Genomic DNA, 25,607 nt, shown 5'->3' with positions numbered 1-25,607 from the left:
ATACAGGCAGGTGAGGGAGAACCAAGTCTCAATGCCTTTTATCTGTATGACAGTGGCGGCAACCGCATAAAAAAGCTGGTGCAAAAGCAGGACGGTTCTTATAAAAGCACTACCTACATAGACGGGATATTTGAGCATACCAGGGAAAGCATCAGTGCCGCTGCCTATGCCATCCCGAACCTGGAGATAGGCCAGTGGACTATTGGTGTATATGACCAGGGTACAGCGATACCGGATTTGGAAATAGGCCAGTGGATAATAGGGCAGTACGGTGGCAGTACCACAGAGCAGAACACCCTGCACATCATGGACGACCAGAGCCGCATAGCCACCATACGCCTTGGCGATGCCATGGGTGACATCACCCCTGCTATTAAGTACAACCTCGAAGACCATCTGGGCAGCAGCAGTATACAATTAGATACAAATGGTACGTTGGTAAACAGTGAGGAGTATTACCCCTTTGGGGAAACTTCTTTTGGCAGCTATGGGAAAAAGCGGTACAGGTTCTGTGGGAAGGAAAAAGACGAGGAGAGCGGGCTGTACTACTATGGCATGAGGTATTATAATGCATGGACGTGCAGGTTTGTTAGTGTGGATCCGCTGGCGGGGAAAACGAAAAACTTCTCACCATATGCTTATGCCGACTGCAATCCGATAATGAAGAACGACCCTACCGGAGGGAAAGCTGAAAATGCCGGTGGTGGCGGTGGTGATGGTGGCGGAGGCGGAGAAAAAGCATCTGATGAGACAGGGGCTAGTCGGGAAGGCCGAGAAATAGTGAAAGTTAATGGAGTGAGTTACGAAACCTGGAAGGGTAAGGACGGCACTATTTATGCTCAGAAGGTTGAGGATGTTGAAACAGGTAAGGGGCACAGTAAAGTCCCTGTTAATAAAGTTGCTAATAAAGCAGAGCGTGAAGCTATTCAAAGTCATTGGGATTCAGAATTCTCCAAAGCTGAAAATACTGAAGTGGAGATTGATTGCGCTGAGTTGATTGAAGAAAATAGTTCTAAGTCAATATTAGATGTATTGGTAGATTCCGAGGAGGAGGCTTTAGGGGCTAAATTAGGTAATTCTACAAGCTTGGGAGGTGATGTAAAAGAAACTGTGGTTGAAGGTGTCAATAAAACTGCAGAATTTGTTTCTGAAGATTTAAAGGTAAAAGATGCAGATGCACCTTTGCTAGGGCTGGGAATTTATTTAGATAGAAAAGGGGATCAACTTAATAAGAAATATTCAAAGCCAATCAAGGAAGGTAAATATCCGAAAAAAGATGGGACAATGGGCGACGCCAATGATATGGCATCAAGAAAGCCTAAAAGACAGTCCCAAGCATATAGGAAAGCAGTGGCAGGGGATAAATTGGCAAAAGTTTTTAAAGCGTTAGGCCCAGTCATAGGAATTGCTCAAATAATGAGTGATTATAATTTATGGAGAAAAGGAGAAATGTCTGATGCTCGGTTTGTATTTAAATTGACTGTGTTTGCAGGTAGTCTTCATCCGGCAACCAAAGGGTTAAGTATGTTATTAGACATAATTGATTTTCTAATAGTTGATAATATGGATTTTATTCAAGATACCTTTGATGATGTAGTTAACTGGTGGAATAGTTGGTAATAATATATGAATAAGATTTTTGCAAAGCTTAAAGCTTATAACGAGTTTAGAGTATATATTGAATTAATAATTTTTATAATCTCTATAATTTTTATAAGGCTCTATATGATAGAGCTAATGACAATCAATTTAGTAGATGAATTTTGGTTTAAAGTTTTCAGAGGGTTGCTATATTTGACTTTTGTATCCATGGGGGTTTCCTATTTTTTTCAAAAGTATGATAGACTGTTTATTTTTTTTATGCGGTTTGCTTACATAATAGTTATCTTGGTAACAGCTATACTTGGCACTAATACATCATATGCATATGAACAACGTAATGTAAAAGCTGATGTGGTGGAAGTTGACAAAGATAAAGGAAGCAGACTAAATAATGTCGTTATTAATGTCTCCGGGAAAGAACTAGTTTGGAAAGATCATAAGGAAGTTCAAGAATGTGATTTAAATATAGGCGATGTAATGTTAGTTACTCTGGCTAAAGGCATTTTTGGAATTTGGTTTGTTAAGGATATTAATTGTTGAAAAATCTCCACCTCCCTCTTGTTGGTGTTTTTCCACTTGTTGGTGTTTTCACCAACAAGCTTCCAGCATAGGGCTACACCCGACACTACAGCTATGAACCGAAATGCAATTTCCCGAAGATGTGGAGCAGGAACGGAAAATACTCCTTCCTAGATATAACCGCTCGGGCGCATTGGAGCAAGTGGGGCTGAAGAATACAGAAGCTTCAGAAGAGCAGGTCTACGTGGAGCGCATTGCCTACAATGCCCGCGGACAGCGAACCCTGATAGCTTTTGGCAACGGCATGATGACACGCTACGCCTATGACGAGGACAACTTCCGCCTCAAAAGGCTGCGTACGGAAAGGTATGAGAAAAACGGCCTTGCCTATAACTACGCCAGCGGAACCGTGCGGCAGGACAATTTTTATGAATACGACCTTTCGGGAAATATCACCTCCATCATCAACCGTGCCCCCGGCAGCGGCGTAGGCGGCACGGACATACTGGAAAAAGACTATACATACGATGCCCTGTACCGGCTACTCTCCGCCACCGGAAGGGAAACAGCCACCACCGCTGCTGAGCCCTGGGACGATACGTACAGGAGCCATGACCCCACACTGACACGCGGATATACCCAACATTACAGCTATGACAAGATGGGCAACATTCAGGGCCTGCAGCACATAGTATAATACTACCCATCCATAGGACCACTACACTTCATTTCTAAGTTAATATTTTTTTTCTTTTTTTCCTTTCAATTGCATATTAGCAATGGAGGTTTAATCTGTCAAGGCTTCCGACCGGAGGGAGGAATTCACTTGGCCTTGACAGGTTAAATAACCATGCTACCTTTGCTATTGTAAGGAAAAACAGTATCTCATGCTGCTAAATAAACATCTGATGGCACCTGTCGCTCTATTCCCTGATGGTGTTTTTCATAATTGTAAAACTCAAAGAATATAGCAAGCCCTTGGTAAAGTTCCAAACCGTCTTTAGCAGGATGTAGGTATACATAGTCTTGCTTTACAGTTCGCCAGAGCCTTTCTATATAAATATTGTCAATGGCTCTTCCCTTGCCGTCCATGCTGATTTTAATTCTCATTTCTTGTAACAGGTTTACCCATTCTCCACAGGTAAACTGGCTGCCTTGGTCAGAGTTTATTATCTCTGGCTTCCCATACCTGCTTACTGCCTCTTTCAGCACCGATAGGCTCGACTGAGCGCTGAGTGTGTTTGATATTCCCCAGCCAACAACATATCTGCTATGGACATCGATAATGGCTGTCAAGTACATAAAACCTTTTTTCATCGGGATATATGTTATATCAATTTCCCAAACCTGATTTGTACGTTCAACATCCAGGTTTCTTAGTAAATAGGGATAAATATACTTAGCTTTGCCTAACTTGCTGAGGTTTTTTTTAGGGTAAATGGCCATAAGTCCCATAAGCCTCAATAGGCGGCGAACTCGCTTATGGTTTACTGTAAAACCAAGATCTCTCAGGTGGTCCTGCATTTGCAAAACACCATGTGTAGGCTTATGAAGGTACCGTTCATCTAAAACCCTCATTATTTTAAGGTTTTCTTCAGTTTCTCCAACAGGAGAGTAGTAAAACCTGCTACGGTTTATATTTAAAATCTCACATTGGGAGCGAATACTTAGCTTGTGATCAGTATCTACCATAGAACAAAGAGATTTTACTTCCCCAACTTTCCTAAGCTTTTTTTTAAAAAGTCATTCTCCAGTTCAAGCTTGCCAATTTTTGCATAAAGCTTTTCAGGATCAATAGAAGGCTCCTGATTTTGCTCTGAACTGTCTTTCTCAAAGACTGCTGAGGACCTTTCAAGAAACTCTTGCTTCCACTTACTGATCATATTAGGGTGAACCTCAAAACGACTTGCCAAATCTGCCAAGCTATCTCTTTCTTTTAAAGCTTCAACAGCAACTTGTGCTTTGAATGCGGCAGTAAACTTTCTTCTTTTTCCTTTCATATTTCACTAATTTAACGATTATAAATCAATTAAAGTAGTGGTCTGAAAATTGGGGAGTATTATATAGCTACCGGCGGAAACTTCACCAGAAGCTTTCAATATTCCCCTGAAAAGAATATATTAGAAGACATTACCATAGGGCAGACGGCCTATGGCTTTATACATGATGTAAACGGCAATATCATAAGAGAAGGAGAGTCCCGGCATTTTGCATGGGACTACGCAGACCGGCTGAAGTCCTTCCGCATACAGGCAGGTGAGGGAGAACCAAGTCTCAATGCCTTTTATCTGTATGACAGTGGCGGCAACCGCATAAAGAAGCTGGTGCAAAAGCAGGACGGTTCTTATAAAAGCACTACCTACATAGACGGGATATTTGAGCATACCAGGGAAAGCATCAGTGCCGCTGCCTATGCCATCCCGAACCTGGAGGTAGGCCAGTGGACTATTGGTGTATATGACCAGGGTACAGCGATACCGGATTTGGAAATAGGCCAGTGGATAATAGGGCAGTACGGTGGCAGTACCACAGAGCAGAACACCCTGCACATCATGGACGACCAGAGCCGCATAGCCACCATACGCCTTGGCGATGCCATGGGTGACATCACCCCTGCTATTAAGTACAACCTCGAAGACCATCTGGGCAGCAGCAGTATACAATTAGATACAAATGGTACGTTGGTAAACAGTGAGGAGTATTACCCCTTTGGGGAAACTTCTTTTGGCAGCTATGGGAAAAAGCGGTACAGGTTCTGTGGGAAGGAAAAAGACGAGGAGAGCGGGCTGTACTACTATGGCATGAGGTATTATAATGCATGGACGTGCAGGTTTGTTAGTGTGGATCCGCTGGCGGGGAAGTATCCCTACTATACGCCGTACCAGTATGCAGGTAACCAGCCCATAATTTTTACCGACCTTGATGGTTTGGAGCCTGATGGGAATAATAATGGGCAGGATGGTGGTTCTGATAATGAATCTTCTAAAAATGAAGTTGATGTTCAGCAAAAACAAAGAGGAAACGAAACAACCACAATAATTAATGGAGTGGAAACCAGGAGAGGTGATAATGGGATAGAAGTGTTTCATCCAGAAGGAGGGCATAAAGGGTTTTGGGAATCACTTAATGAGAGCAAGGTAGAAAAAGTAGAGAAACAAAAGGATAATATACAAAATTATTATGATGGCATTGAGGTAGTTGAAGAAGTTGAGGAAGATATAAGTGAAGATCTGACAGTGGAGGAAAGTGCTGTAGAAGAGGTAGATGTTAAAGTAGGTTCAAAAATTGGAAAAAATAATGAACAGGGTAAACAAGTTGGTGAAAATCAGAAAGTAGAAACAGAGAAAAGAGAGGATAAAATTGATAATACAAAGTATGCTCTTGACAGAGTGGGAGAAGGATTAGAATTAAGTAAGGATGCAGCTAAGAAGGCGAGAAATGATGTTGAGAAGGATCTTGGCAAAAAGAAGAATACTTTAGATAAACAGAAACAAAAAGCAAAAGTATCCCCTAAACTACAAAAGGCAATTAAGGTAATAGAGAATGCACTAAAGAAGATAAATAAGTTGCTAAAGGGGTTGCGGTTGGGTAGTTTGTTCGCTGATATTACCAGCACAGCTTTGTCTATTTTAAAAGCACTAAAAAACCCAACAGGTGAAAATATTTTTGATGCCATTTATGATACAATTGGTGTTGTTTTAAGTAATGTTTTTAAGTTCGGAGGTTGGGCAATTTCTTTGTTTTTTTCATCTTTCCAAGAAAGTGATACATATAAAGAAATTAGAAAAGAAGTGCTTGAATTTTAAACATGAAAAATCTTTTAAATTTTTTATATTATGTTTTTTATATCGTCTGTTGGGGGCATGACGGTATAGCTATGGTGATTTTGTCTGGTTGGCTTTATTTTATCTTGATAAACTTTGCATTATCAATATTTATAGATTATTTATTTTTAAGCATGTTTAACTTCTATGTTATTGTAGGTTTTGCTATTATCTTTTTTGCCTTTTGCATTTATTTTTACCGAGGCATTGAAAGAATGGATAGGATTATTAAAGAATATGATAAATTAAAAATTTCAAGATTAAAAATTCATTTGATTGGTTATGCAATAGCTTTTTTTCCTATAATAGCCTTTTTGTTAATATTGTATCTACATGTAAAAGTATAGATAAGTTGTTAAGCTGCCTTACAACGCAGCAATATTTTTTTGAAAGAAGTCTTTAAATTTTTTCTTTGTCAGGAACGTATCGATCATTTTGAAGACCATATTTTTTTCTTCGGGTTCCAGTTCATCCGATAATGAAAAATGACCCTACCGGAGGTAAAGCTGAAAACGCTGGTGGTGGCGGAGATGGTGGAGACGGCGGTGGTGGGGAAAAGGCATCTGATGGGACGGGAGCAAGTGATCGTGAGGGAAGAGATATTGTTAAGGTAAATAACGTCAGTTACGAAACCTGGAAAGGCAAGGACGGCGCCATTTATGCTCAGAAGGTTGAGGATGTTGAAACTGGTAAGGGGCACAGTAAAGTCCCTGTTAATAAAATTGCTAATAAAGCAGAGCGTGAAGCTATTCAAAGTCATTGGGACACTTCTGCACAAGAAAGTGAAAATATGGATACAGGGAATGATCCTTCAGACATTGCAGAGGATGTGGTTGATAATCCGATAGTAGAGGATGTTGTTATTGATGAGATTGAAATTCCTGAAGTTGCACCTACCAAGCCTGCTAATCCTAGCATTCAGTCAGGTTCTTCTGAAGAAGTGTCTCCGACACAAGCTGAAAAGACTGAAAAAGTTTCGGATAAAGTTAAAGATTATACTGACCCCGCAAGCGGTGTAACAGAATTGCTTGAAGATGCAGGTGAGTATCATAAAAAAAAGACCCAAAATGAAATAAAAAATAAAACCGAAAACGCACCTAAGGGGAAAAAATTTAATCCAAAGCAATTGTTAAAAGAATTAGATTCAATTGAAAAGTATCTAAAGCCATTGCGTAATATAAATAAGGCATTTGATGCAAAAACCATTATCGAAACGGTTATGGATTTGGTTACAGATTTTTCGCCTCGTAGTATTGTTAATGCTATTGTTGAGGCAGTAGGGATTATAGCAAGTGCGATTACAGGTTTTCTCAGTGGATTAGTAAATGTAGCATTAGAAGTGTTTAAACAGACTGACTTGTTTCAGAGTATGAAAAAACTCTTGGAAAATTTTATTGATAAAAAATTCTTTGCTCAATAAATAGATTTGCTATGAAGAAATGGTTTCAATTTAACAAATATATATTATACGCTACTTATAAAACAAACCCATTAATCGGTGATGGAACACGTTTAGGTACTGTTTTTGCCTTATTTATAGGGTTGTGGTTAATTAATGGTTTCTTATTATTTTCAATTATTTCAGGAAATAGCGTGGTTTTACTATGGTGTATTCTAATTGTCGGATTGTCTATATTGATAATTATGATTCACAACCTTTCATATGAGAATAATTGGAGGTCAGTAGAGGAACATTTTGACGCTATGGATATTCCAAGAAGTCGTTTAATTTTTCATGTAGTTTTATTTTATATAGGTTCTTTAATATTATTCATATCGTTACTTGAGATTAAACTTCAACTGCAAGGAAGGTCCTTATTTGTCGGGTAATGGTTATGGAACCCGCAGTAGCTCGGGTACACTCGCTTCGGCTTTGCCGAGTGAGGATCAGAAGTATGATAAAGGTAGCATAATCGGTACAGTTTCTAATTGCAGAAATAACCTGGTGGAGGCCTCTGGCCGGTATTGTAGTCCAGGAAGCATGTTTTTTCTCTACACCTCCTACTTGTTGGTGTTTTCACCAACAAGCTTCCAACATAGGGCTACACCCAGCACTACAGCTATGACAAGATGGGCAACATTCAGGGCCTGCAGCACATAGCTACCGGCGGAAACTTCACCAGAAGCTTTCAATATTCCCCTGAAAAGAATATATTAGAAGACATTACCATAGGGCAGACGGCCTATGGCTTTAACCTGAATTTTGTAATAGATTTCGTTATGAGGGGCAAAATAACAATAAATCAGCGTATTTGAGTAGAAAAAGCATAGCAGCGCTATGGTTTGATACGCAAATGCGAGCGAAGCGTCTGATTTGAAGTTATTTTGTCACGCAATAGAAAGTTCTATTACATATTTCAGGTTGTGACATGATGTAAACGGCAATATCATAAGAGAAGGAGAGTCCCGGCATTTTGCATGGGACTACGCAGACCGGCTGAAGTCCTTCCGCATACAGGCAGGTGAGGGAGAACCAAGTCTCAATGCCTTTTATCTGTATGACAGTGGCGGCAACCGCATAAAAAAGCTGGTGCAAAAGCAGGACGGTTCTTATAAAAGCACTACCTACATAGACGGGATATTTGAGCATACCAGGGAAAGCATCAGTGCCGCTGCCTATGCCATCCCGAACCTGGAGATAGGCCAGTGGACTATTGGTGTATATGACCAGGGTACAGCGATACCGGATTTGGAAATAGGCCAGTGGATAATAGGGCAGTACGGTGGCAGTACCACAGAGCAGAACACCCTGCACATCATGGACGACCAGAGCCGCATAGCCACCATACGCCTTGGCGATGCCATGGGTGACATCACCCCTGCTATTAAGTACAACCTCGAAGACCATCTGGGCAGCAGCAGTATACAATTAGATACAAATGGTACGTTGGTAAACAGTGAGGAGTATTATCCTTTCGGGGAGACTTCTTTCGGGAGCTATGGGAAAAAGCGGTACAGGTTCTGTGGGAAGGAAAAAGACGAGGAATCTGGGCTGTACTACTACGGCATGAGGTACTACAGTGCATGGACGTGTAGGTTTATTAATATAGATCCTTTAGCTGCAAAATTTCCTTTTTACACACCTTATCAGTATAGTGGGAATAACCCCATAACCTTTTATGATTTAGATGGACAGGAAACCTCTGATAATGATAATACAGGTACTCCTACAAATGGTCAGCAAGATCATGATGTGAATGAACATGGTGAGGCAATCCCAAAAACTGTCCGTATGATGCGGGGGAATTACGGAGAAGGAGAGAAAATAAAAGTAGCACCTACAAGCAAAGAGCCGGCTTCAACTAATTTAACTGAGATTGAACTATATCAATTTGCTCTTCTTCGATATTTAGAACCAGGTCAGCACCTTATTGGTGAAAATCAATATATAGATGAAACTTTTGAAACTGCAGAGTCAGAAGTTCAATACTTTTTTGGACATAATGTTCCCGCTTATTCTTCTTCGGAGGAAGGAACTAAAGTTGCCCATGAATCTACTCTTGCTGGTCTTTTAAGTTCAGATCCAATACAGAATCAACAGGCTGTTGAGCAAATTCAAAAGCAGAGAAATCTTTCATACTTTATTGATTATGGATCCGTTCTGGGCATGCTAATTGGTCCGATTAAAGGAAAAGCTGCAGCACCTAAAGTAGCAGCTTCTGCAGAACTTGCATTGAAAGAATATTTTTCAAAATTAAATGTCTGGAATTATATTAAATCCACTCAGCCTGTCTATAAAGGTACAGTTATCCCTAAATCATTTGAGCTTACTACTGCAAAAGGTTCTTCATTATGGGTTCATCCTAATGCTACTAAGCATATTGCGCAAGATGTTCATAGATCTGGAATATCTGGTTTGTCATCTTCTGTAAGATCTCAAATAAGTTTAAACAGTTTAAGAAGTGCGGTAAACCAATTAGAGACTCAAGGAGGAATAAAATTAGGAGAGATGCATAGGATAGGAAATTGGGAACTTAAATTTAGTGCTCCAAGACAAGCCGGTGATTTGCCAGTATTATACCATGCAAGACCAATTAGATAGAGTATGACTATGTTGAAGATTAAGGAAGTTTTAAATTTTGAGAGTGCTTATATTCAAAATATGGAGGATGAGTATATTCCTTTTAAGTTGGTTGGGAAAGATTTTGAATCTCAATTGGGAAAGATTTTGTATTGGAGTATTGCTTCAAAAGCAGGTTCATTAATTGAAATTGGCATTAATGAAATCACAGGTAGAATTGAAGATATTACCTGTACAACTTTAAGTAAAATTGATTATAAAGCTGATGGATTTGTTATAAAGAATCAATTGAAAGAAGGTTGTCAAACACCTATTGTTGATACGGCTATATGGAAGAAATCAAATGAAAACTATATTAGGGTTGAAGGAATTATATTATATAATTTATTTGAAAATAACTTTTCTTTAGATTTTTCTGGTGAAGTAGTCACGAAAGTTATCCGTTTATCGAACAACTTTTTTATCGGTTTTAACAATAAGTCTGAAATTGTTAACTTGAAGATATTAGATTTAAATGAAATGCAAGTTAAAAATTTTATTGAAATAATCCGCTCTTCGTGATGTTCCGTTAGGGCATCGCGAAGCATAGATAAAAAAAGGATTTATAATCCGGAATATAAAGAAGACAGGTGAGATTCTGTCTTTTTTGCATTATAACCCGGATGTGGATGGTCTTGTTAAAATAAACACTATCGTAAAATTTGGGGGTAATGCTTATGATGTCTATACCAGTATGGAAATTATGATTAAAATAGATGCTGCAATACAATCAGGAGATAATGATGCTTACAATGCTGCTGTCGGAGAAGGTGTTTTACAAGGATTGGTAATTGCAGCAGGAACCTATAATCCAATACTAGGCGGAGCGGTTTCTTTATCTATTTTTATGGTTCAGTATGAGTTGGCTAAGTTGCAACCAAAGCCTGCTACCTATATAGATAGATTAAGACGTGTTCAACTTATTGAGCCGAAAAGATAGTTATACCATGAAATATATTAGTTTATTTTTTTTGATAATCAGCTTTGTTCAAGGATGTGGTTCTGAAGGAGAAAAATCTTCAGAAGGTAAAAAAAATGATGTAAAAAGTAATCAATATGAAGAAAGACTTTCTGACTCTGTAGGTTTTTTTTATGAAGTTCAATATGCCCATTTTGAAAATGAAGAGGTAGAAAAAAAAGGAGCTACAAGTTTAAATCATTTTTTAGAAGAGGTTGAAAACTTTCCTTGGAAAGAACAACTAGAATTGGCTAAAAAATTTAAAAAGACCTCTCCGACATTGAATGTAGTAGACAGTCTATCTCAAACTGAATTAGGAATTTCCATTGTTGCAGAAAATGGCTATTGGCTTTTTTATGTTCCTGAAATTAACTCTGAAGAAACTTTTCTGCTCGAAGTATATTCGAAAGAAGACGTTATTGATGTGATTAACCTTTACTTTAATAGAGATAAACTTAGGTTGAAAGAAAGATTTAATTTTTGAAAAAACTAAATAAAGACAGGCTTCAAATAAAGACAGGCTTCAAACCTGTCTTATTTTTTATCCTGCGATCAGATTAGAAAGGCTGTCTTTCATTCTTTTATTAGCAATAGCCAGGTCAATCATTTTAAAGAGTGCTTTTTGTTCATCTTTTCCCAGCGTATCAATCATTTTTATTTTTTCCAGTAAAGGAAGGTTTACATCTTCAATGTCCTCAGCTGGCGCACGTGTTTCACGTGTGCCTTTTTTGTTTTATAACGCCGCAATATTTTTTTGAAAGAAGTCTTTGAATTTTTTCTTTGTCAGGAACGTATCGATCATTTTAAAGACCATGTTTTTTTCTTCGGGTTCCAGTTCCTGGATAAGCTTTACCTGCTCCATCAGGGTTTTATCTTCCACGGTAATTTCCTTTGGCACCGCCCCGTCAAAGTTAACGATCTGGTCAATGGTCATACCGAAATACTTTGCTACTTTATTTAATGCATCTACAGAAATGTCCCTTTGTCCGCTTTCTACTTTAGAGTAGTTAGAACGGTGCATATTTATAAGTTCGGCAATTTGCAGCTGTGTAAGGCCTTTTTCCTCCCTGATGCGCTTTATATTTTCCCCTATGCTCATGTTTTCTTGATTGTGAATACACAAATTTAGTCAAAAACGCTACTTATTTCCAATATTGTTCCGAATTGATAAATTATATGTTGTCGTTTTGGAACATATTTTATACTTTTGCTCAGTATCAAATCGGCACACAAAATTTTATGGCTAAAAACAGTAAAGAAGCATGAGAGATCCCCGCTACGACTACCGACAATTGGAAGAGCTTTTTCAGATAAGTTCACTCCTACTTGTTGGTGTTTTCACCAACAAGCTTCCAACATAGGGCTACACCCAGCACTACAGCTATGACAAGATGGGCAACATTCAGGGCCTGCAGCACATAGCTACCGGCGGAAACTTCACCAGAAGCTTTCAATATTCCCCTGAAAAGAATATATTAGAAGACATTACAATAGGGCAGACGGCCTATGGCTTTAACCTGAATTTTGTAATAGATTTCGTTATGAGGGGCAAAATAACAATAAATCAGCGTATTTGAGTAGAAAAAGCATAGCAGCGCTATGGTTTGATACGCAAATGCGAGCGAAGCGTCTGATTTGAAGTTATTTTGTCACGCAATAGAAAGTTCTATTACATATTTCAGGTTGTGACATGATGTAAACGGCAATATCATAAGAGAAGGAGAGTCCCGGCATTTTGCATGGGACTACGCAGACCGGCTGAAGTCCTTCCGCATACAGGCAGGTGAGGGAGAACCAAGTCTCAATGCCTTTTATCTGTATGACAGTGGCGGCAACCGCATAAAGAAGCTGGTGCAAAAGCAGGACGGTTCTTATAAAAGCACTACCTACATAGACGGGATATTTGAGCATACCAGGGAAAGCATCAGTGCCGCTGCCTATGCCATCCCGAACCTAGAGGTAGGCCAGTGGACTATTGGTGTATATGACCAGGGTACAGCGATACCGGATTTGGAAATAGGCCAGTGGATAATAGGGCAGTACGGTGGCAGTACCACAGAGCAGAACACCCTGCACATCATGGACGACCAGAGCCGCATAGCCACCATACGCCTTGGCGATGCCATGGGTGACATCACCCCTGCTATTAAGTACAACCTCGAAGACCATCTGGGCAGCAGCAGTATACAATTAGATACAAATGGTACGTTGGTAAACAGTGAGGAGTATTACCCCTTTGGGGAAACTTCTTTTGGCAGCTATGGGAAAAAGCGGTACAGGTTCTGTGGGAAGGAAAAAGACGAGGAGAGCGGGCTGTACTACTATGGCATGAGGTATTATAATGCATGGACGTGCAGGTTTGTTAGTGTGGATCCGCTGGCGGGGAAATTTCCACACCTAAGTCCGTACAATTATGCAGGTAATAAACCTATTACTCATAAAGATTTATATGGTTTGCAGGGAACGGGTGATGAACCTGTGGATAGCGGAAACGATAATATGCAGATTGATCCGGGAGATGAGAATTTTGGAAAGCACAAAGAAGGAGATTTAGTCCCTGAAAAAGAGTGGACAGATAAGGATGTAGGGAAAAGAATAAAAGTGAACGGAACGGAGTATGAAATTACAGGATTAAGAAAAGAGAACTATAAGTATTACAAAGATTCTGACGGGAATAAAAGATATACAAATAGACGAGCGGAAAGAGTCCCTATGTCAGAGATGGGAAAAATTCCTGGGGTTGACAAGAACCATCCTGATTTAGTTCCTATTGGAGGAAGAGCAAAAGAATTAGACTTTAAACCAGAATCAGCTTCAAGGAATGTACCTATTCTTAAAGAATATATTCCACCTCCACCGCCACCAGTAAAAGATCCAGATCCAATAGTAGGTCCAGATCCAATAGTAGATCCGCTAGACCCAGTAGAAGAACCGGTGGATCCGGGCCCTACTACAAGCAACCTTAATCTGGATGTTCCTTTTAAAGGTAATAGGGTTTCTATAAGAGATCCCAAAGCAGCAGAGCAAGTTTTAACTCCAATTCTTGAATCTCTTCTAGCTGATCCAAGAAATAATGTGACTTTAAGACCCAATACTAACTGGAGTCAGGGGCAGGATATTCCCGACCTTTGGGGCTTGATTGGAGATGCAGATACATCTGACGAATTAGTTCAAGGAAGAGGACATACAATAACAAAATGGTTTACAGATAGAGGTGTAGACCCTTCACAGATTAATATTGTTATTGATAAAGATAATTTTAATACAACAATAAATGTTACAGGAGTACTGCAAATGTTTAAGTAGCAAATTATAAGGATTTTCTATGAGCTTAAAAATTGTACTATTTTTATTTTTCTTCTTTTTGTTTAAGCAAGGCGTAGAGGCTCAGAGGGACACATTCTCTGAACATTATCCATTGTTAGTTAAAAAAAATAAGAAGTTTGGATATGTGAACAGAGAGAATATATTTATTATTCCTCCATCCTATGAACTAGCAGATTCATTCATCGGTGGATTGGCTCCCGTAAGAATGAAAGGTAAGTGGGGTTATATTGATGTGAATGGTAAAATAGTTATTGCTCCTCAATGGGATGATGCATTTGGTTTTGTTGAAGGAATTGCGGTAGTGTATAAGAATAAAAAGAGAATATACATTAACAAACAAGGGAAGGTTATTCTTCGAAAGAATAGATATGGTTACAATCCATGTTTTTCAGAAGGGTATGCTGTTGTAACTAATGGCAAGAAGTGGGGTTATGTTGATAGCACAGGGAAACAGGCTATAGGGTTTATATATGAAGAAGCGTATAGCTTTAGTGATGGATTAGCCAGAGTAAAACAACAAGGTAAGTGGAGTTATATTAATTACAGCGGGAAGGTTGTTTTAACTACCAACTTTGAGGAAGTATACGATTTTTCAGATGGTATGGCAGTTGTTTATTCCAATGGAAAAAAAGGGGTAATTGACAAGAAAGGAGAATTAGTAATTTCATTACATTATTCTGCTATCGGAGAATTTAAAACAGGTATAGCTTCTTATCAACTTGCTTCAAATGGCAAATGGGGGTATATAAATAAGGAAGGGGAAATTCTAACTGAACCTGCATTTACCCAAGCAAGAACCTTCTCTGAAGGTTTTGCAGCGGTAAAAATGAATGGTAAATGGGGGTATGTTAAATCCAACATCGACACCCTATCGTCATTAACTTTTGATGAGGCTTATCCCTTTTCAGATGAGAGGGCTTTTGTAAAGATAGGAAACAAATACGGTGTGATTGATAATGCTGGAAAAACTATTGCAGAACCAGTGTATGATGACTTTAATCTCAATGGTTTTAAAAATGGTGTAGCTATGGTATATATAGGAGGGACTGAGGAGGAATTTTTTACTGTTGATAACACCACTGTAAAAATGGGGTATATAGATAAAAATGGTAACTACATTTGGAAACCTTCAAATTAATTTAAACAATAACAAAGCCCCGCTGGCGGGGGGAACAATCAATTTTTCTCCTTATACGTATGCCAACTGTAATCCTGTAATGATGAATGATCCAACAGGAGGTAAAGCTGAAGGGACTGGTGATGGTGATCCTCCTGCTAATGATCCTCAAACCCATAATGTAGAAGAAGGGGACACTTTGTCTGGCCTTGCTGAGAAATATGGTACAACTGTTGATAATTTAAGAACGTTAAACCCACAAACTCAGAAAAGGAAACAAAGTGATCAAATAAATATAGGAGAAACATTAAGTATTTCAGGCGAGTCTCCAGGTTCTTCATTACCATCTTCAGAAAAGGCAAAAACAATACAATCTAAAGCATATGTAATTGGTGAAAAAGAGCCAGTCGATGTGGATTTGCCGACTCCTGAAGCTTTGAAGGAAGGTAACTGGGAGCATCACAGGCAAGAATGGTTGGCTAAGAATGCAAGGTCTATCAGTCTGTTTAATACTAAAGGAGGAACTGTAGGCTTAAGAGCGAGCCAGGAAATTTTTGCTGACTATGCTGGGCCTATGATGATACAGGCTTATGCTGCCGCACTATTTGAATTAGCCTTTGCTGCACCATATGTTTTACCGGCTTCGAGAGTTGGGCGTGTTGCTCCGAAAGTGAAAGTTCCTGCCCCTCTTCCTGCTAAGAGGATAAGTTTGAAGTCATTCAACAGTTTAGATGATCTGGGACAGTTATTCAAAAATAAGAACTTAACGAATGTATCGGATGATCTGGTTAGTAGTGGATGGAAAAAATTAGAGGGTGACTGGGGAACTCGAAGCGTCTTCGAAAAACAGATAGGGAATAAAAGATTTTATGCTCAATGGGAGACAAATGTTGTGCATTCAACCAACAATAAACCCGTAAGTTACTGGAAACTGACTTATGGTAAAATAAATGCAACTTCAAAAAATACAATCCGAGTATCACCTTATCCGAACTTTAAACCTTAATAAAAATGAAAAAAGAGATTTTGAAATTTCATTATGAAGAAATAGTTTACGTATTGATGATTCTGGGTACGAATTTGAATGAATATCCAGAAGAAGAACTAAAAAGTTTTGCAGAAGCAATCCATAGACTGGATACTCTTTCAAAGAGAGATTTTTTAAAAGAGTTAAAAGTTATTAATCCAAATATTGATACCAATGTCATATCAAATATTGTTGATTTGCAAAACACAATTTCTGAACTATATTCTGGGCAATGGTACAAAAAGTTGGCTAATAAAAGTGATGTAGTGAATAAAAGCTATGATTTATCAAGACAGTTGCTTAAGGATTTAAATGAAGAATATATAGAACCAATTAAGTATGCTAATGGAAATATGGATGTAAGCTGGTAAAGAAGCACGTTAGTAAGCAGAGAGGAATACACGCCCTTTCGGGGAGACTTCTTTCGGGAGCTATGGGAAAAAGCGGTACAGGTTCTGTGGGAAGGAAAAAGATGAGGAATCAGGGTTGTACTACTACGGAATGAGGTATTACAATGCCTGGACGTGCAGGTTTATTAATATAGATCCATTAGCTCCTAAATACGCAAACCTTACCCCGTACCAATATGCAGGTAACAGGCCTATAAATTTTGTCGATATAGACGGATTAGAAAGTGAAGGAAACAATCCTACACCACAAAGCGGTGAGGGTGGAGGTGGTGGAGGTGGTGAGCCAAATTCATCAGATAATATTGATGTAAACCCTGAGAACCTCCACGATATTGATCCGTTTGGTTCTGGGGAAGATGGATATATGTTAGATGAGGTGGAGATAATTGGTACAAAGGATCCTGATATTGGGCTTATTGAAGGTGCAGGTTTTACTAAGGCGGTTGAAAGTGGCAGTAAAGAATTGGCAAAGAGGCCAAATTTTTGGAGAGTGGTAGGTACTTTTTTTTCTCGGTTGGCAACAGTAGGAAATGCATTAATTGGTGCTGTTTCAATGCTCTTAAGAGGAGACACCGAGTCTTCTGCTCAAAAGGAAAAGATAAAAAGATATAAAATCGAAAGAATCTTATCTGATCCTGATGCAAACCCGGAAAAATTTTTAAAATATGAAGAAGAGCCAGATCCTTTAGCTCCAAGGGATAAGCAAAAAGATCCTAATAGAAGGTGGGTTACCTATACAAGAACAAATCCTGTTACTGGCCAAGTATATTCTGGAAGGACAAGCGGAACAACGGATCAAACCCCGGATGACATTGTTAAGAACAGGTACAGAGGCAAGGACGAGGCAAAATTAGAAGGATTCGACGATGCAGTGGTGGATAGATCTGCCGATGGAATTAAAGGCTATCTGGCTATCAGAGGAAGAGAACAACAATTAATAGACTTTCATGGAGGTGCTCAAAAAGATAGGGTAGAAACTGGAGGGTATTATGAGGGAGGAGGTACTTCTGCCAATAGTATTAGAGGAGTCAGCAGAAGAAACCTTTTGGGCAGAGTTTATCATCATTTTGCAAATGTTCACCCCAGGGCTGACGCATTTAAAAAACATCTAAAATTTCTTCCCTGAAAGCATCATTGAATATTGCCTTATACCTTTTTTTGGGTTTTGTTTCCTTAGGGCTTCTTGGAAAATTAATCATTAAAAAATAAAAATTGTACTTTTCTAATAACATATAACTTCGTTTCTTTTTGTTATCGCTCTTTAACTCGTCTGAAATTTCCAATTTTGATGTTTATAGAGGGCAGGGACTAGGATAAATTTATATTTTTTGAGGATTGGACGCACCTATCCCTTGTAACTTTAATACTTTGTTATCAGTCTAAGCCACTTGTTGTAGATGTGGTGAGTCTTGGACGGATTTTCTTTTGGCTATTCTGGCAGCATTGGCGGTCATAATTCCAAAGAAAATCCAGACTCTTTCCGTTTTTTCCTGCCTTGCCTTTATCTTTCTTAATCCATAGTGTTCTTTCTCAACACCAAAACTCCCCTCCATAACCGTGGCCCGTTTTGCCCCTATTGCTGATTGAAGTACAGATTCAGCCTTGCCGTGTTTTTTAGGGCCTTTTTTGGGGAAGCAGGTAAATATTTTATTTTCTGTAAGAAAGTTGCGGTTGGCATTGGTAGCGTATATTTTGTCCGCACCTAATTGATGGCACTCTTTAAATATTCCTTTGTGCTTTGTTACACAGGTTTTTAACCTTGTCCCTTCATTAAATGCATCAAAACTGATGTGGTCTATTATATTGATTCCGTCAACCTGCATCATGTGTACCTTGGCTCCAAATTCAACAGGCTTGGTTTCCTTTCCCCTTATTATCGGCCTAAGGTAAGGCTTTGACAAACTTACTATTCTGTTTTTTAGTTCTTTGGCAGGGTTGCTTAGTAAAAAAGTTTGTTGCTCAAGTATCTTTTTTGAAGTTGACAAGTAATTTGCTTGCAGAGGGTTTAATGTGATTGATGGGTATGTTTCCAGTAATTCATCTAACTGCTTAAGCCCTTTTTCTAATAAATAAACCAATGACTTTCTTCGCTTTAGCCCTTTGTTATAAGTCTTTCGCCTTATACGGTCATAACCCAACTGAAGCTTCTTCTGGACAAAGTATTTGCTCCTGGGCCGGGCTATCTTTAATACCTTGCAATACTTATATAGCTGCTTTTCAAAAACAAACTTACAGCACTCCCAAAGAAGTTTTACGTCAGTTGGAAAGCGAACGTAGCTTTCATAACATGTAGCATCCATCAAAAGTACATGGGTATTGCCCATATCCTTTTTCCAGGCATTGACCAGGGCTCCTTGTACTTTATCCATATCGGCATGATCTGCTATATAGGTTCTAATCCGACTTACAATAGTCTTGTCTTTAACAATCTCATTGTTAAGATTTTTACCGCAAAAGAATTGGAGGCTAAAGTCGGTATTGAACCTCTCAATCAGCTTTTCATCGCTTAGGTTTAAATAGGCCTTTAAAAACATCAGGGCAAACATTCCCTTGTTGCTAAACCATCGTGGCGCCCCTACAGGACTATTTTGAGTAGGCAAACATTCTTCCAGGTCATCCCAAGGAATCGTATCATATATCTTCCCTAAGTCAGTTCCCTTAAAAATATGCCACTTGTAAGAATATTGGTACGGGTCTTGAAAAATAGATATCTGCATTGTACTTTTAAGAGTTGTTTTTTTTCTGATAAATCAAAAATAACAAAAGAAAAACCCCGAAAAAAGCCTTTTTGGCCTATTTTCGGGGTTTCTTTTTATTTTTTGACCGGTTCAGAATACTAATAGACAATCAGTTAACAATTTTCCAGTATCCCCTCCTTAGATTTATGTTTTTGTAACAAGATCAGGGACACTTTATTTAAGATGTGGAAGTTTTGTGCTGTATATCCCTTTCTTCTTCTGGAACTATCTTCCCCAAAAACCACATCCAGGCTCCAGTGCAGCTTGTTTTCAATTGCCCAGTGGTTGCGTATTGTACCGTTAAGCCATTCAGCGGTCTTGTCATGGCTGCTTATATAATACCTCACCTGTTGCTCCTGCTTTCCTGTAAGCTTGTTATAGCGCTCTGACTCTAACCTTGCCACTGACTTTATGCCGCACCATTGATGTGCTGCATCTATGAACCTCAGGTCATTTATCAGTTTGCAGGTGCGGCTCTCCAACCTGCCATGTCCCGTGTCTATCTGTTTGTGCACATCTGCAATTACCTGTTTTTTAAAAGCCCTGTCTATTTGCTGGAATAGCTCTTTCTGGTTGTTCTTTACAGCAATTACATAATCACCGTTTTTCCGGATTATTTTTTCCGTAATATCTTTTTGGCAGCCCATGGCATCTATTGTCACTGTTGTGTTTTCAACAGTTATCATATCCAAAAGCTTGGGAATGGCTGTGATCTCGTTGCTTTTGTCTGGCACGGCCAATTGACCGAGGGTAAGCTGGTTAGCGGTGGCATAAGCCGATACCATGTGCAATGCATTGGCGCCCTTTCTGTTGTCATACGATCCACGGATCCGCTTCCCGTCAATATTGATTGTCTCGTTTTCGACTGGTCTGAACATGGTTGATGCCCACTCTACAAAACACTCGCCAAATTCATCCGGTACTATCTTTGCAAATACCCTTTCCAGGGTATCGTGCGAAGGGACACCGTTACGGTAAGGAAAAAATTTACGTAGCCATTCAATTTTTTCTTTGCCGAATGTAACAATCTCATGCCAGTCCCCCGCATTGCTGACAACGGCACTTACGCACAGAAACAGGATCTCCTGCAGCGGATATTTGAAATTGCCTTTGATGGTTCTTCTTGGTTCTGACACAGTGCCAAATATACGAACAAATGAATCGGAAACTGAATTTTTTAATTGAGTTCTCTATATAGAAAAAAGTCAAGCAAAAAATGTTAAAACACTGATTATCAATTAAAAAATTATTATATTTGTATCATCAGTGCCCCGTAAGGCACCCATATATTAAATAAACCCAATAAAGGTTATGAGACTTGCGGAACGCCCTGTAAGGCAGTTCCTTACACCCTGAAACTTAAATGCGTCAGCCTTGATGTTCACCCTCGAATGTTTGGTGGAATAAGTAAATATACAGGTTTATAAAAAATATGGGAAGAAAGAAAACATATGCTCCTATAGGTGGAGTCTTTAAGATAAAATTAGAAAATGATTATTTTATCTATGGTAGAATAATCACATCAGCATGGTGTGCTTTTTATGATTTTAAAACAAATAAGGAAATTGGAAATTTAGAATTTATTCTATCGAAACCCATTAAATATACCACTGCTGTTGATATTAAATCGATTGGTAGTATTTTTGAAATAATTGGAGAATTGCCTCTAGAAGATAAATTTCAAATATTACCATATAGAGCAAAACCAGACAAGTCCTTAAATCCGGATGGTACTTATAAGGAGATTTATATAATATTTGAAGCTGATGGCCGTATGCGTGTTACAGAAAACAAAGAAGAAGTAATAGGCATGGAAATGCCTATTGTTTGGAGCGAGGAGAATATTCAACAAATTTTGATAGATATGTATTCAGGCCGTACAAGTCCATTAAAAGAAAGATATACGATCCGTTAGTTTATTTAAGCCTATTAAGAAGGTCATTTATAGCCGCCCTCCATTCCGGATCTGGGATTGATCCATCACCTTCCCAAAGTTCCTGAAGTTCTGAACCGGATATTACTTTGTTTACTGCCTGAACAGCAAGTTTGTCTAAGCCATCAGGTTGGGATAAACTTGCTAAATTATCATGAATCTCCTTTGGAAAGTCAGAGGATGGTTTCCCCTTCAGGGCAGCAACAACTTCTGCAGCAGCTAAAGCAGAAGTTGCTTCATCAACCTCTATATAATCATCGTTTTCAATTACTTGTTGAAGAGTGTCCTGAACAAAGTCAATTGAGGGGCTTTCTAAGAATTCATTTACCCAATCTAAGGCACTATCGTTTCCGAAATTTTTTTCACTCCATGCTCCCATAGATTTACTGTTTTTATTTTAAGGCTCTTGTTCTTTAATTTAGTACGAATAAGCACTTTTAGTTTTAAAATCCCTGATATAGGCATTGATAACCTTCATGAGGGTATTTTTATCTTCATCGGGCATAGTGTCCACCTCTTTAAACTGCTTGAGCAGGGCAGTATCTTTAATGGTATTCGTCTCTTCGCTTCCCAGTAAATAATCAGTGGTGACCTCCAGGGCATCGGCAATATTTTTTAATACCACAGCCGAAGGGATCACCAGGTCTTTTTCATACTTGGAAATATTTTTTTGGTGTATTCCGGCCTTCTCACTAAGCTCTTGCTGTGAAAGCTTTTTCTTTGAACGTGTCAGTTTTATTTTCTCTCCAAGGGTCATAAATGCGATTTTTTAACGTATAAAACGCTTTTAAAGCGAATAATATACAAAAATACTCCTTTTTGTGGATAAAAAAAGACATAAAAGTCTTGCGTGTTAATACCTAAATGCTACCTTTGGAGCAAAAAGGTATAATTAAATTTTTTTTCCACATGAGCGAAAAATTTTCCTACCGCTACGACTACCGCCAATTGGAAGAGCTTTTTCAGATAAGTTCACCGGAGAAACTGTCCGGCCTGATGGACGAGCTGCTTTATGTGACCGTAGTCCATAGCGGAGAACATCACTTTAAGTTCGGGGAACTGTCGGACGTATTTTTTCATGTCATGCAGCTGAGGGACATCCTTTCAAACCTTAAACCTTTGAAATAACATGGAGATCAAAGAGCTTAAAGCGAGACTGGATATCATAGAAGTAGCCCGGCACTTAGGATTAACACTTGATAAGCATAAAAAAACCTGCTGCCCATTCCACAATGACAAAACACCCTCACTACAGTTCTCAAAAGAAAAACAGATCTGCACCTGCTTTTCATCTAACTGCACGACCGGGACCATGGACGTGATCAGCCTTACAGAGAAATACCTGAAAGTAAGTACACACGAAGCAATCAAATGGCTTAAAGAAAACCATCATATAGCCCCATCCAAACCCATGGCACAAGTAAAAACACCTGCACTTGACAAAATAGCACTGCTTACCAAAGTGTTCGGCTTTATGCAGAATGCGGTCACCAATAGCGAAAAAGCAAAAGCATACCTGCAGGGCAGAAACCTTGACTATGCAAAATCAGAAATCGGCTATAATACCGGCCAGTTCCATGTCAAAGAGAACAAATACCTTATAGGAACGGCAGAGAAATATGGTTTGCTCAAATCCCTTGGGGGCGGCAATTACAAAGCCTGGGCAAAAGACTGCCTGATCTTCCCCCTAAAAAATAAAGAAAACCTTTTCCACTTGTTGGTGTTTTCACCAACAAGCTTCCAGCATAGGGCTACACCCGACACTACAGCTATGAACCGAAATGCAATTTCCCGAAGACGTGGAGCAGGAACGGAAAATACTCCTTCCTAGATATAACCGCTCGGGCGCACTGGAGCAAGTGGGGCTGAAGAATACAGAAGCTTCAGAAGAGCAGGTCTACGTGGAGCGCATTGCCTACAATGCCCGCGGACAGCGAACCCTGATAGCTTTTGGCAACGGCATGATGACACGCTACGCCTATGACGAGGACAACTTCCGCCTCAAAAGGCTGCGTACGGAAAGGTATGAGAAAAACGGCCTTGCCTATAACTACGCCAGCGGAACCGTGCGGCAGGACAATTTTTATGAATACGACCTTTCGGGAAATATCACCTCCATCATCAACCGTGCCCCCGGCAGCGGCGTAGGCGGCACGGACATACTGGAAAAAGACTATACATACGATGCCCTGTACCGGCTACTCTCCGCCACCGGAAGGGAAACAGCCACCACCGCTGCTGAGCCCTGGGACGATACGTACAGGAGCCATGACCCCACACTGACACGCGGATATACCCAACATTACAGCTATGACAAGATGGGCAACATTCAGGGACTGCAGCACATAGCCACCGGCGGAAACTTTACAAGAAGTTTTACATACACAGAAAATAAGAATATATTAGAAGACATTACCATAGGGCAGACGGCTTATGGCTTTATACATGATGTAAACGGCAATATCATAAGAGAAGGAGAGTCCCGGCATTTTGCATGGGACTACGCAGACCGGCTGAAGTCCTTCCGCATACAGGCAGGTGAGGGAGAACCAAGTCTCAATGCCTTTTATCTGTATGACAGTGGCGGCAACCGCATAAAAAAGCTGGTGCAAAAGCAGGACGGTTCTTATAAAAGCACTACCTACATAGACGGGATATTTGAGCATAGCAGGGAAAGCAGTATGGCCACTGGAAATGCTATTCCCGATCTTGAAATAGGTATTTGGACTATAGGGGTCTATGATCAGGGCATTGCCATACCGGATTTGGAGATAGGGCAATGGATAATAGGACAATACGGTGGTACTGTTACGGAGCAGAACATACTGCACATCATGGACGACCAGAGCAGGATAGCCACCATACGCATAGGCGATGCCATGGGCGATACGAAGCCAGCGATAAAGTACAACCTGGAAGATCATTTGGGCAGCAGTTGTATACAAGTTGACAGCAATGGTACGTTAGTAAGCAGAGAGGAATACACGCCCTTTGGGGAAACTTCTTTCGGAAGCTTTGGCAAGAAGAGATATAGGTTCTGTGGGAAGGAAAAAGATGAAGAGAGCGGGCTGTACTACTATGGCATGAGGTACTACAATGCATGGACGTGCAGGTTCGTGAGTGTGGATCCGCTGGCGGGGGACTATCCGTTCTATACACCGTACCAGTATGCGGGTAACAAGCCGATAGTGGCCAATGACCTGGACGGACTGGAGGACGTGAACCAGGTGGAGAACAATCCTGATACTGGGAGTAATCCTCAAAATGAGAATAATACTGAGGGTGGTGATGATACTCCTATTCCTTATGCTTCAAGAGAAGCATTTGATGAATCAAACGAGTTAATTGAACATGGTTGGGATAATCTTAGTAATTACACAGATGAAGCTGTGCAAAGGGAGTTAAACAATTCTGATCCTAAAATAAGTCAAGAAGCAAAAGATATTTTAACTCAAAGAGCTCTTGACGCAGGAAGAACTTTTGCAAAAGAAGAAATTGAAGATTTAAAATCTTTGTTTACTGAGAATGCAGCAAAATCAAAAAAAGAAGGAAGAATGGATTGTATCACTATTCTAAATAAGGCAGTTAGGACGGTTTTAAACGATAATACCTTGAAGTTGCATAGTAATGGCAAAGATGGATACCTAATTGAAAAAGGGAAGAAAACAGACTCAAGAATTGATATTACCTATGGAAAATTAGGGGAATTAAATAAAGCAAGTAAACCAAAGACAATTGATTATTCTTTTAAAGGATCTGAGTTTACCTATAAGGGGCAAAAGCCATCAGAAACTTCTTTATCTATGACTAACGGTGATTTAGGGTATTCAATTTTTGGTTTGAGTATAAGTGGAGGGTGGCATTCCGTGACATTAATATTGGATACATCAGACCCGGATAATGTAAGATACTTCCTTTCAGACCAAAATCCTGTTTATCGTAATGAAAACCCTATTGGACATAGGTCGGGAACAGGGGGGTGGAGAGAGTTTTCTGCTTCTGAGCTTGATCAATGGCTATTGACTGAAACTCATATTTATAGCAGTTTATCTAAAAATAATCAAACAACTTTGTGGAGATTGAATAAATAAA

Annotated in this window: 28 protein-coding genes and 1 pseudogene; 22 read left to right on the top strand and 7 right to left on the bottom strand. The window is 39.5% G+C overall.

Translation table 11 applies throughout. From position 1 onward, the window contains the following. The first annotated feature begins 78 nt into the window (after positions 1 to 78). The 3 genes from RCC89_19500 (at position 79) to RCC89_19490 (ending at position 2,818) form a co-directional block, all read left to right on the top strand. Entirely contained in the window at positions 79 to 1,620 is a 1,542-nt protein-coding gene (locus RCC89_19500; GenBank protein ID WMJ75327.1) for an RHS repeat-associated core domain-containing protein, read from the top strand. Positions 1,621 to 1,626: 6 nt separating this feature from the next. Continuing rightward, complete coding sequence (locus RCC89_19495; GenBank protein ID WMJ75326.1) at positions 1,627 to 2,142, top strand: hypothetical protein; 516 nt, start codon at positions 1,627 to 1,629, stop codon at positions 2,140 to 2,142. Positions 2,143 to 2,245: 103 nt separating this feature from the next. Continuing rightward, complete coding sequence (locus RCC89_19490; GenBank protein ID WMJ75325.1) at positions 2,246 to 2,818, top strand: hypothetical protein; 573 nt, start codon at positions 2,246 to 2,248, stop codon at positions 2,816 to 2,818. Positions 2,819 to 3,006: 188 nt separating this feature from the next. Here RCC89_19490 and RCC89_19485 read toward each other — a convergent pair whose 3' ends face one another. Together RCC89_19485 and RCC89_19480 are read right to left on the bottom strand one after the other, a co-directional pair. Continuing rightward, the gene (locus tag RCC89_19485) at positions 3,007 to 3,813 is read right to left on the bottom strand and encodes an IS3 family transposase (GenBank protein WMJ75324.1); all 807 of its coding nucleotides are present in this window, start codon (positions 3,811 to 3,813) and stop codon (positions 3,007 to 3,009) included. 14 nt (positions 3,814 to 3,827) lie between these two features. Next, entirely contained in the window at positions 3,828 to 4,121 is a 294-nt protein-coding gene (locus RCC89_19480; protein WMJ75323.1) for a transposase, read from the bottom strand. A gap of 324 nt (positions 4,122 to 4,445) precedes the next feature. Here RCC89_19480 and RCC89_19475 point away from each other — a divergent pair, with 324 nt between their 5' ends. The 9 genes from RCC89_19475 (at position 4,446) to RCC89_19435 (ending at position 11,447) form a co-directional block, all read left to right on the top strand. Continuing rightward, positions 4,446 to 5,927, top strand: a complete 1,482-nt coding sequence (locus RCC89_19475) for an RHS repeat-associated core domain-containing protein (GenBank protein WMJ75322.1) — start codon at positions 4,446 to 4,448, stop codon at positions 5,925 to 5,927. Between the two features lie 2 nt (positions 5,928 to 5,929). Next, on the top strand, positions 5,930 to 6,292 hold the full coding sequence (locus tag RCC89_19470) for a hypothetical protein (GenBank protein ID WMJ75321.1): 363 nt from the start codon (positions 5,930 to 5,932) through the stop codon (positions 6,290 to 6,292). A 131-nt stretch (positions 6,293 to 6,423) separates the two neighbouring features. Further along, a complete protein-coding gene (locus tag RCC89_19465; protein WMJ75320.1) occupies positions 6,424 to 7,365 on the top strand; it encodes a hypothetical protein in 942 nt (313 codons plus the stop codon). 11 nt (positions 7,366 to 7,376) lie between these two features. After that, positions 7,377 to 7,775 carry a hypothetical protein gene (locus RCC89_19460; GenBank protein ID WMJ75319.1) on the top strand — a complete coding sequence of 133 codons (399 nt, stop codon included), beginning with the start codon at positions 7,377 to 7,379 and terminating at the stop codon, positions 7,773 to 7,775. Between the two features lie 240 nt (positions 7,776 to 8,015). After that, positions 8,016 to 8,201 carry a hypothetical protein gene (locus RCC89_19455; GenBank protein WMJ75318.1) on the top strand — a complete coding sequence of 62 codons (186 nt, stop codon included), beginning with the start codon at positions 8,016 to 8,018 and terminating at the stop codon, positions 8,199 to 8,201. 274 nt (positions 8,202 to 8,475) lie between these two features. Then, positions 8,476 to 9,987, top strand: coding sequence for an RHS repeat-associated core domain-containing protein (locus tag RCC89_19450; protein ID WMJ75317.1), 1,512 nt, complete (start codon positions 8,476 to 8,478; stop codon positions 9,985 to 9,987). 9 nt (positions 9,988 to 9,996) lie between these two features. Next, the gene (locus tag RCC89_19445; GenBank protein ID WMJ75316.1) at positions 9,997 to 10,527 is read left to right on the top strand and encodes a hypothetical protein; all 531 of its coding nucleotides are present in this window, start codon (positions 9,997 to 9,999) and stop codon (positions 10,525 to 10,527) included. An 85-nt stretch (positions 10,528 to 10,612) separates the two neighbouring features. Beyond that, on the top strand, positions 10,613 to 10,945 hold the full coding sequence (locus RCC89_19440) for a hypothetical protein (protein WMJ75315.1): 333 nt from the start codon (positions 10,613 to 10,615) through the stop codon (positions 10,943 to 10,945). 7 nt (positions 10,946 to 10,952) lie between these two features. Beyond that, on the top strand, positions 10,953 to 11,447 hold the full coding sequence (locus RCC89_19435; GenBank protein ID WMJ75314.1) for a hypothetical protein: 495 nt from the start codon (positions 10,953 to 10,955) through the stop codon (positions 11,445 to 11,447). A 249-nt stretch (positions 11,448 to 11,696) separates the two neighbouring features. Here RCC89_19435 and RCC89_19430 read toward each other — a convergent pair whose 3' ends face one another. Then, entirely contained in the window at positions 11,697 to 12,062 is a 366-nt protein-coding gene (locus RCC89_19430; protein ID WMJ75313.1) for a helix-turn-helix transcriptional regulator, read from the bottom strand. Between the two features lie 292 nt (positions 12,063 to 12,354). Between RCC89_19430 and RCC89_19425 the strand changes: the two genes are divergently transcribed. From RCC89_19425 to RCC89_19400, 6 genes and pseudogenes are all read left to right on the top strand, one after another. After that, positions 12,355 to 12,540 carry a hypothetical protein gene (locus RCC89_19425; GenBank protein ID WMJ75312.1) on the top strand — a complete coding sequence of 62 codons (186 nt, stop codon included), beginning with the start codon at positions 12,355 to 12,357 and terminating at the stop codon, positions 12,538 to 12,540. 274 nt (positions 12,541 to 12,814) lie between these two features. After that, positions 12,815 to 14,269, top strand: coding sequence for an RHS repeat-associated core domain-containing protein (locus tag RCC89_19420; protein ID WMJ75311.1), 1,455 nt, complete (start codon positions 12,815 to 12,817; stop codon positions 14,267 to 14,269). 19 nt (positions 14,270 to 14,288) lie between these two features. After that, positions 14,289 to 15,428: a WG repeat-containing protein gene (locus RCC89_19415; GenBank protein WMJ75310.1), complete on the top strand. Its 1,140-nt coding sequence runs from the start codon at positions 14,289 to 14,291 to the stop codon at positions 15,426 to 15,428. Next, positions 15,397 to 16,413 (top strand): LysM peptidoglycan-binding domain-containing protein, encoded by a 1,017-nt coding sequence (locus RCC89_19410; GenBank protein ID WMJ75309.1) that lies wholly within the window; start codon positions 15,397 to 15,399, stop codon positions 16,411 to 16,413. Before RCC89_19415 ends, RCC89_19410 begins: the two co-directional genes overlap by 32 nt. A gap of 5 nt (positions 16,414 to 16,418) precedes the next feature. Then, complete coding sequence (locus RCC89_19405) at positions 16,419 to 16,805, top strand: hypothetical protein (protein WMJ75308.1); 387 nt, start codon at positions 16,419 to 16,421, stop codon at positions 16,803 to 16,805. 43 nt (positions 16,806 to 16,848) lie between these two features. Beyond that, a pseudogene (locus RCC89_19400) lies at positions 16,849 to 17,970 on the top strand (RHS repeat-associated core domain-containing protein). A gap of 253 nt (positions 17,971 to 18,223) precedes the next feature. Here RCC89_19400 and RCC89_19395 read toward each other — a convergent pair. Both RCC89_19395 and RCC89_19390 read right to left on the bottom strand, forming a co-directional pair. Then, entirely contained in the window at positions 18,224 to 19,561 is a 1,338-nt protein-coding gene (locus RCC89_19395; protein WMJ75307.1) for a transposase, read from the bottom strand. A gap of 134 nt (positions 19,562 to 19,695) precedes the next feature. Continuing rightward, complete coding sequence (locus tag RCC89_19390) at positions 19,696 to 20,718, bottom strand: ISAs1 family transposase (protein WMJ75306.1); 1,023 nt, start codon at positions 20,716 to 20,718, stop codon at positions 19,696 to 19,698. 296 nt (positions 20,719 to 21,014) lie between these two features. On the opposite strand from RCC89_19390, the gene RCC89_19385 reads away from it, so the two are divergent. Next, positions 21,015 to 21,497 (top strand): Imm26 family immunity protein, encoded by a 483-nt coding sequence (locus RCC89_19385; protein WMJ75305.1) that lies wholly within the window; start codon positions 21,015 to 21,017, stop codon positions 21,495 to 21,497. A gap of 1 nt (position 21,498) precedes the next feature. Here the strand turns inward: RCC89_19385 and RCC89_19380 are convergent, their stop codons facing one another. Together RCC89_19380 and RCC89_19375 are read right to left on the bottom strand one after the other, a co-directional pair. Then, complete coding sequence (locus tag RCC89_19380; protein ID WMJ75304.1) at positions 21,499 to 21,894, bottom strand: DUF4259 domain-containing protein; 396 nt, start codon at positions 21,892 to 21,894, stop codon at positions 21,499 to 21,501. A gap of 39 nt (positions 21,895 to 21,933) precedes the next feature. Next, positions 21,934 to 22,272: a helix-turn-helix transcriptional regulator gene (locus RCC89_19375; protein WMJ75303.1), complete on the bottom strand. Its 339-nt coding sequence runs from the start codon at positions 22,270 to 22,272 to the stop codon at positions 21,934 to 21,936. Positions 22,273 to 22,424: 152 nt separating this feature from the next. On the opposite strand from RCC89_19375, the gene RCC89_19370 reads away from it, so the two are divergent. From RCC89_19370 to RCC89_19360, 3 genes are read left to right on the top strand one after another with little or no spacing between them, the layout of a single operon-like run. After that, a complete protein-coding gene (locus RCC89_19370; protein WMJ75302.1) occupies positions 22,425 to 22,643 on the top strand; it encodes a hypothetical protein in 219 nt (72 codons plus the stop codon). A gap of 1 nt (position 22,644) precedes the next feature. After that, positions 22,645 to 23,346, top strand: coding sequence for a CHC2 zinc finger domain-containing protein (locus RCC89_19365; GenBank protein ID WMJ75301.1), 702 nt, complete (start codon positions 22,645 to 22,647; stop codon positions 23,344 to 23,346). Continuing rightward, positions 23,297 to 25,606, top strand: coding sequence for an RHS repeat-associated core domain-containing protein (locus tag RCC89_19360; protein WMJ75300.1), 2,310 nt, complete (start codon positions 23,297 to 23,299; stop codon positions 25,604 to 25,606). The genes RCC89_19365 and RCC89_19360 overlap by 50 nt, the downstream gene beginning before the upstream one ends. Position 25,607: the final 1 nt, after the last annotated feature.

The organism is Cytophagaceae bacterium ABcell3, from assembly GCA_030913385.1.
Lineage (GTDB): Bacteria > Bacteroidota > Bacteroidia > Cytophagales > Cytophagaceae > ABcell3.
Note: the sequence above shows the minus strand (reverse complement) of the source record. Positions and strands in the feature narration are given on the sequence as shown.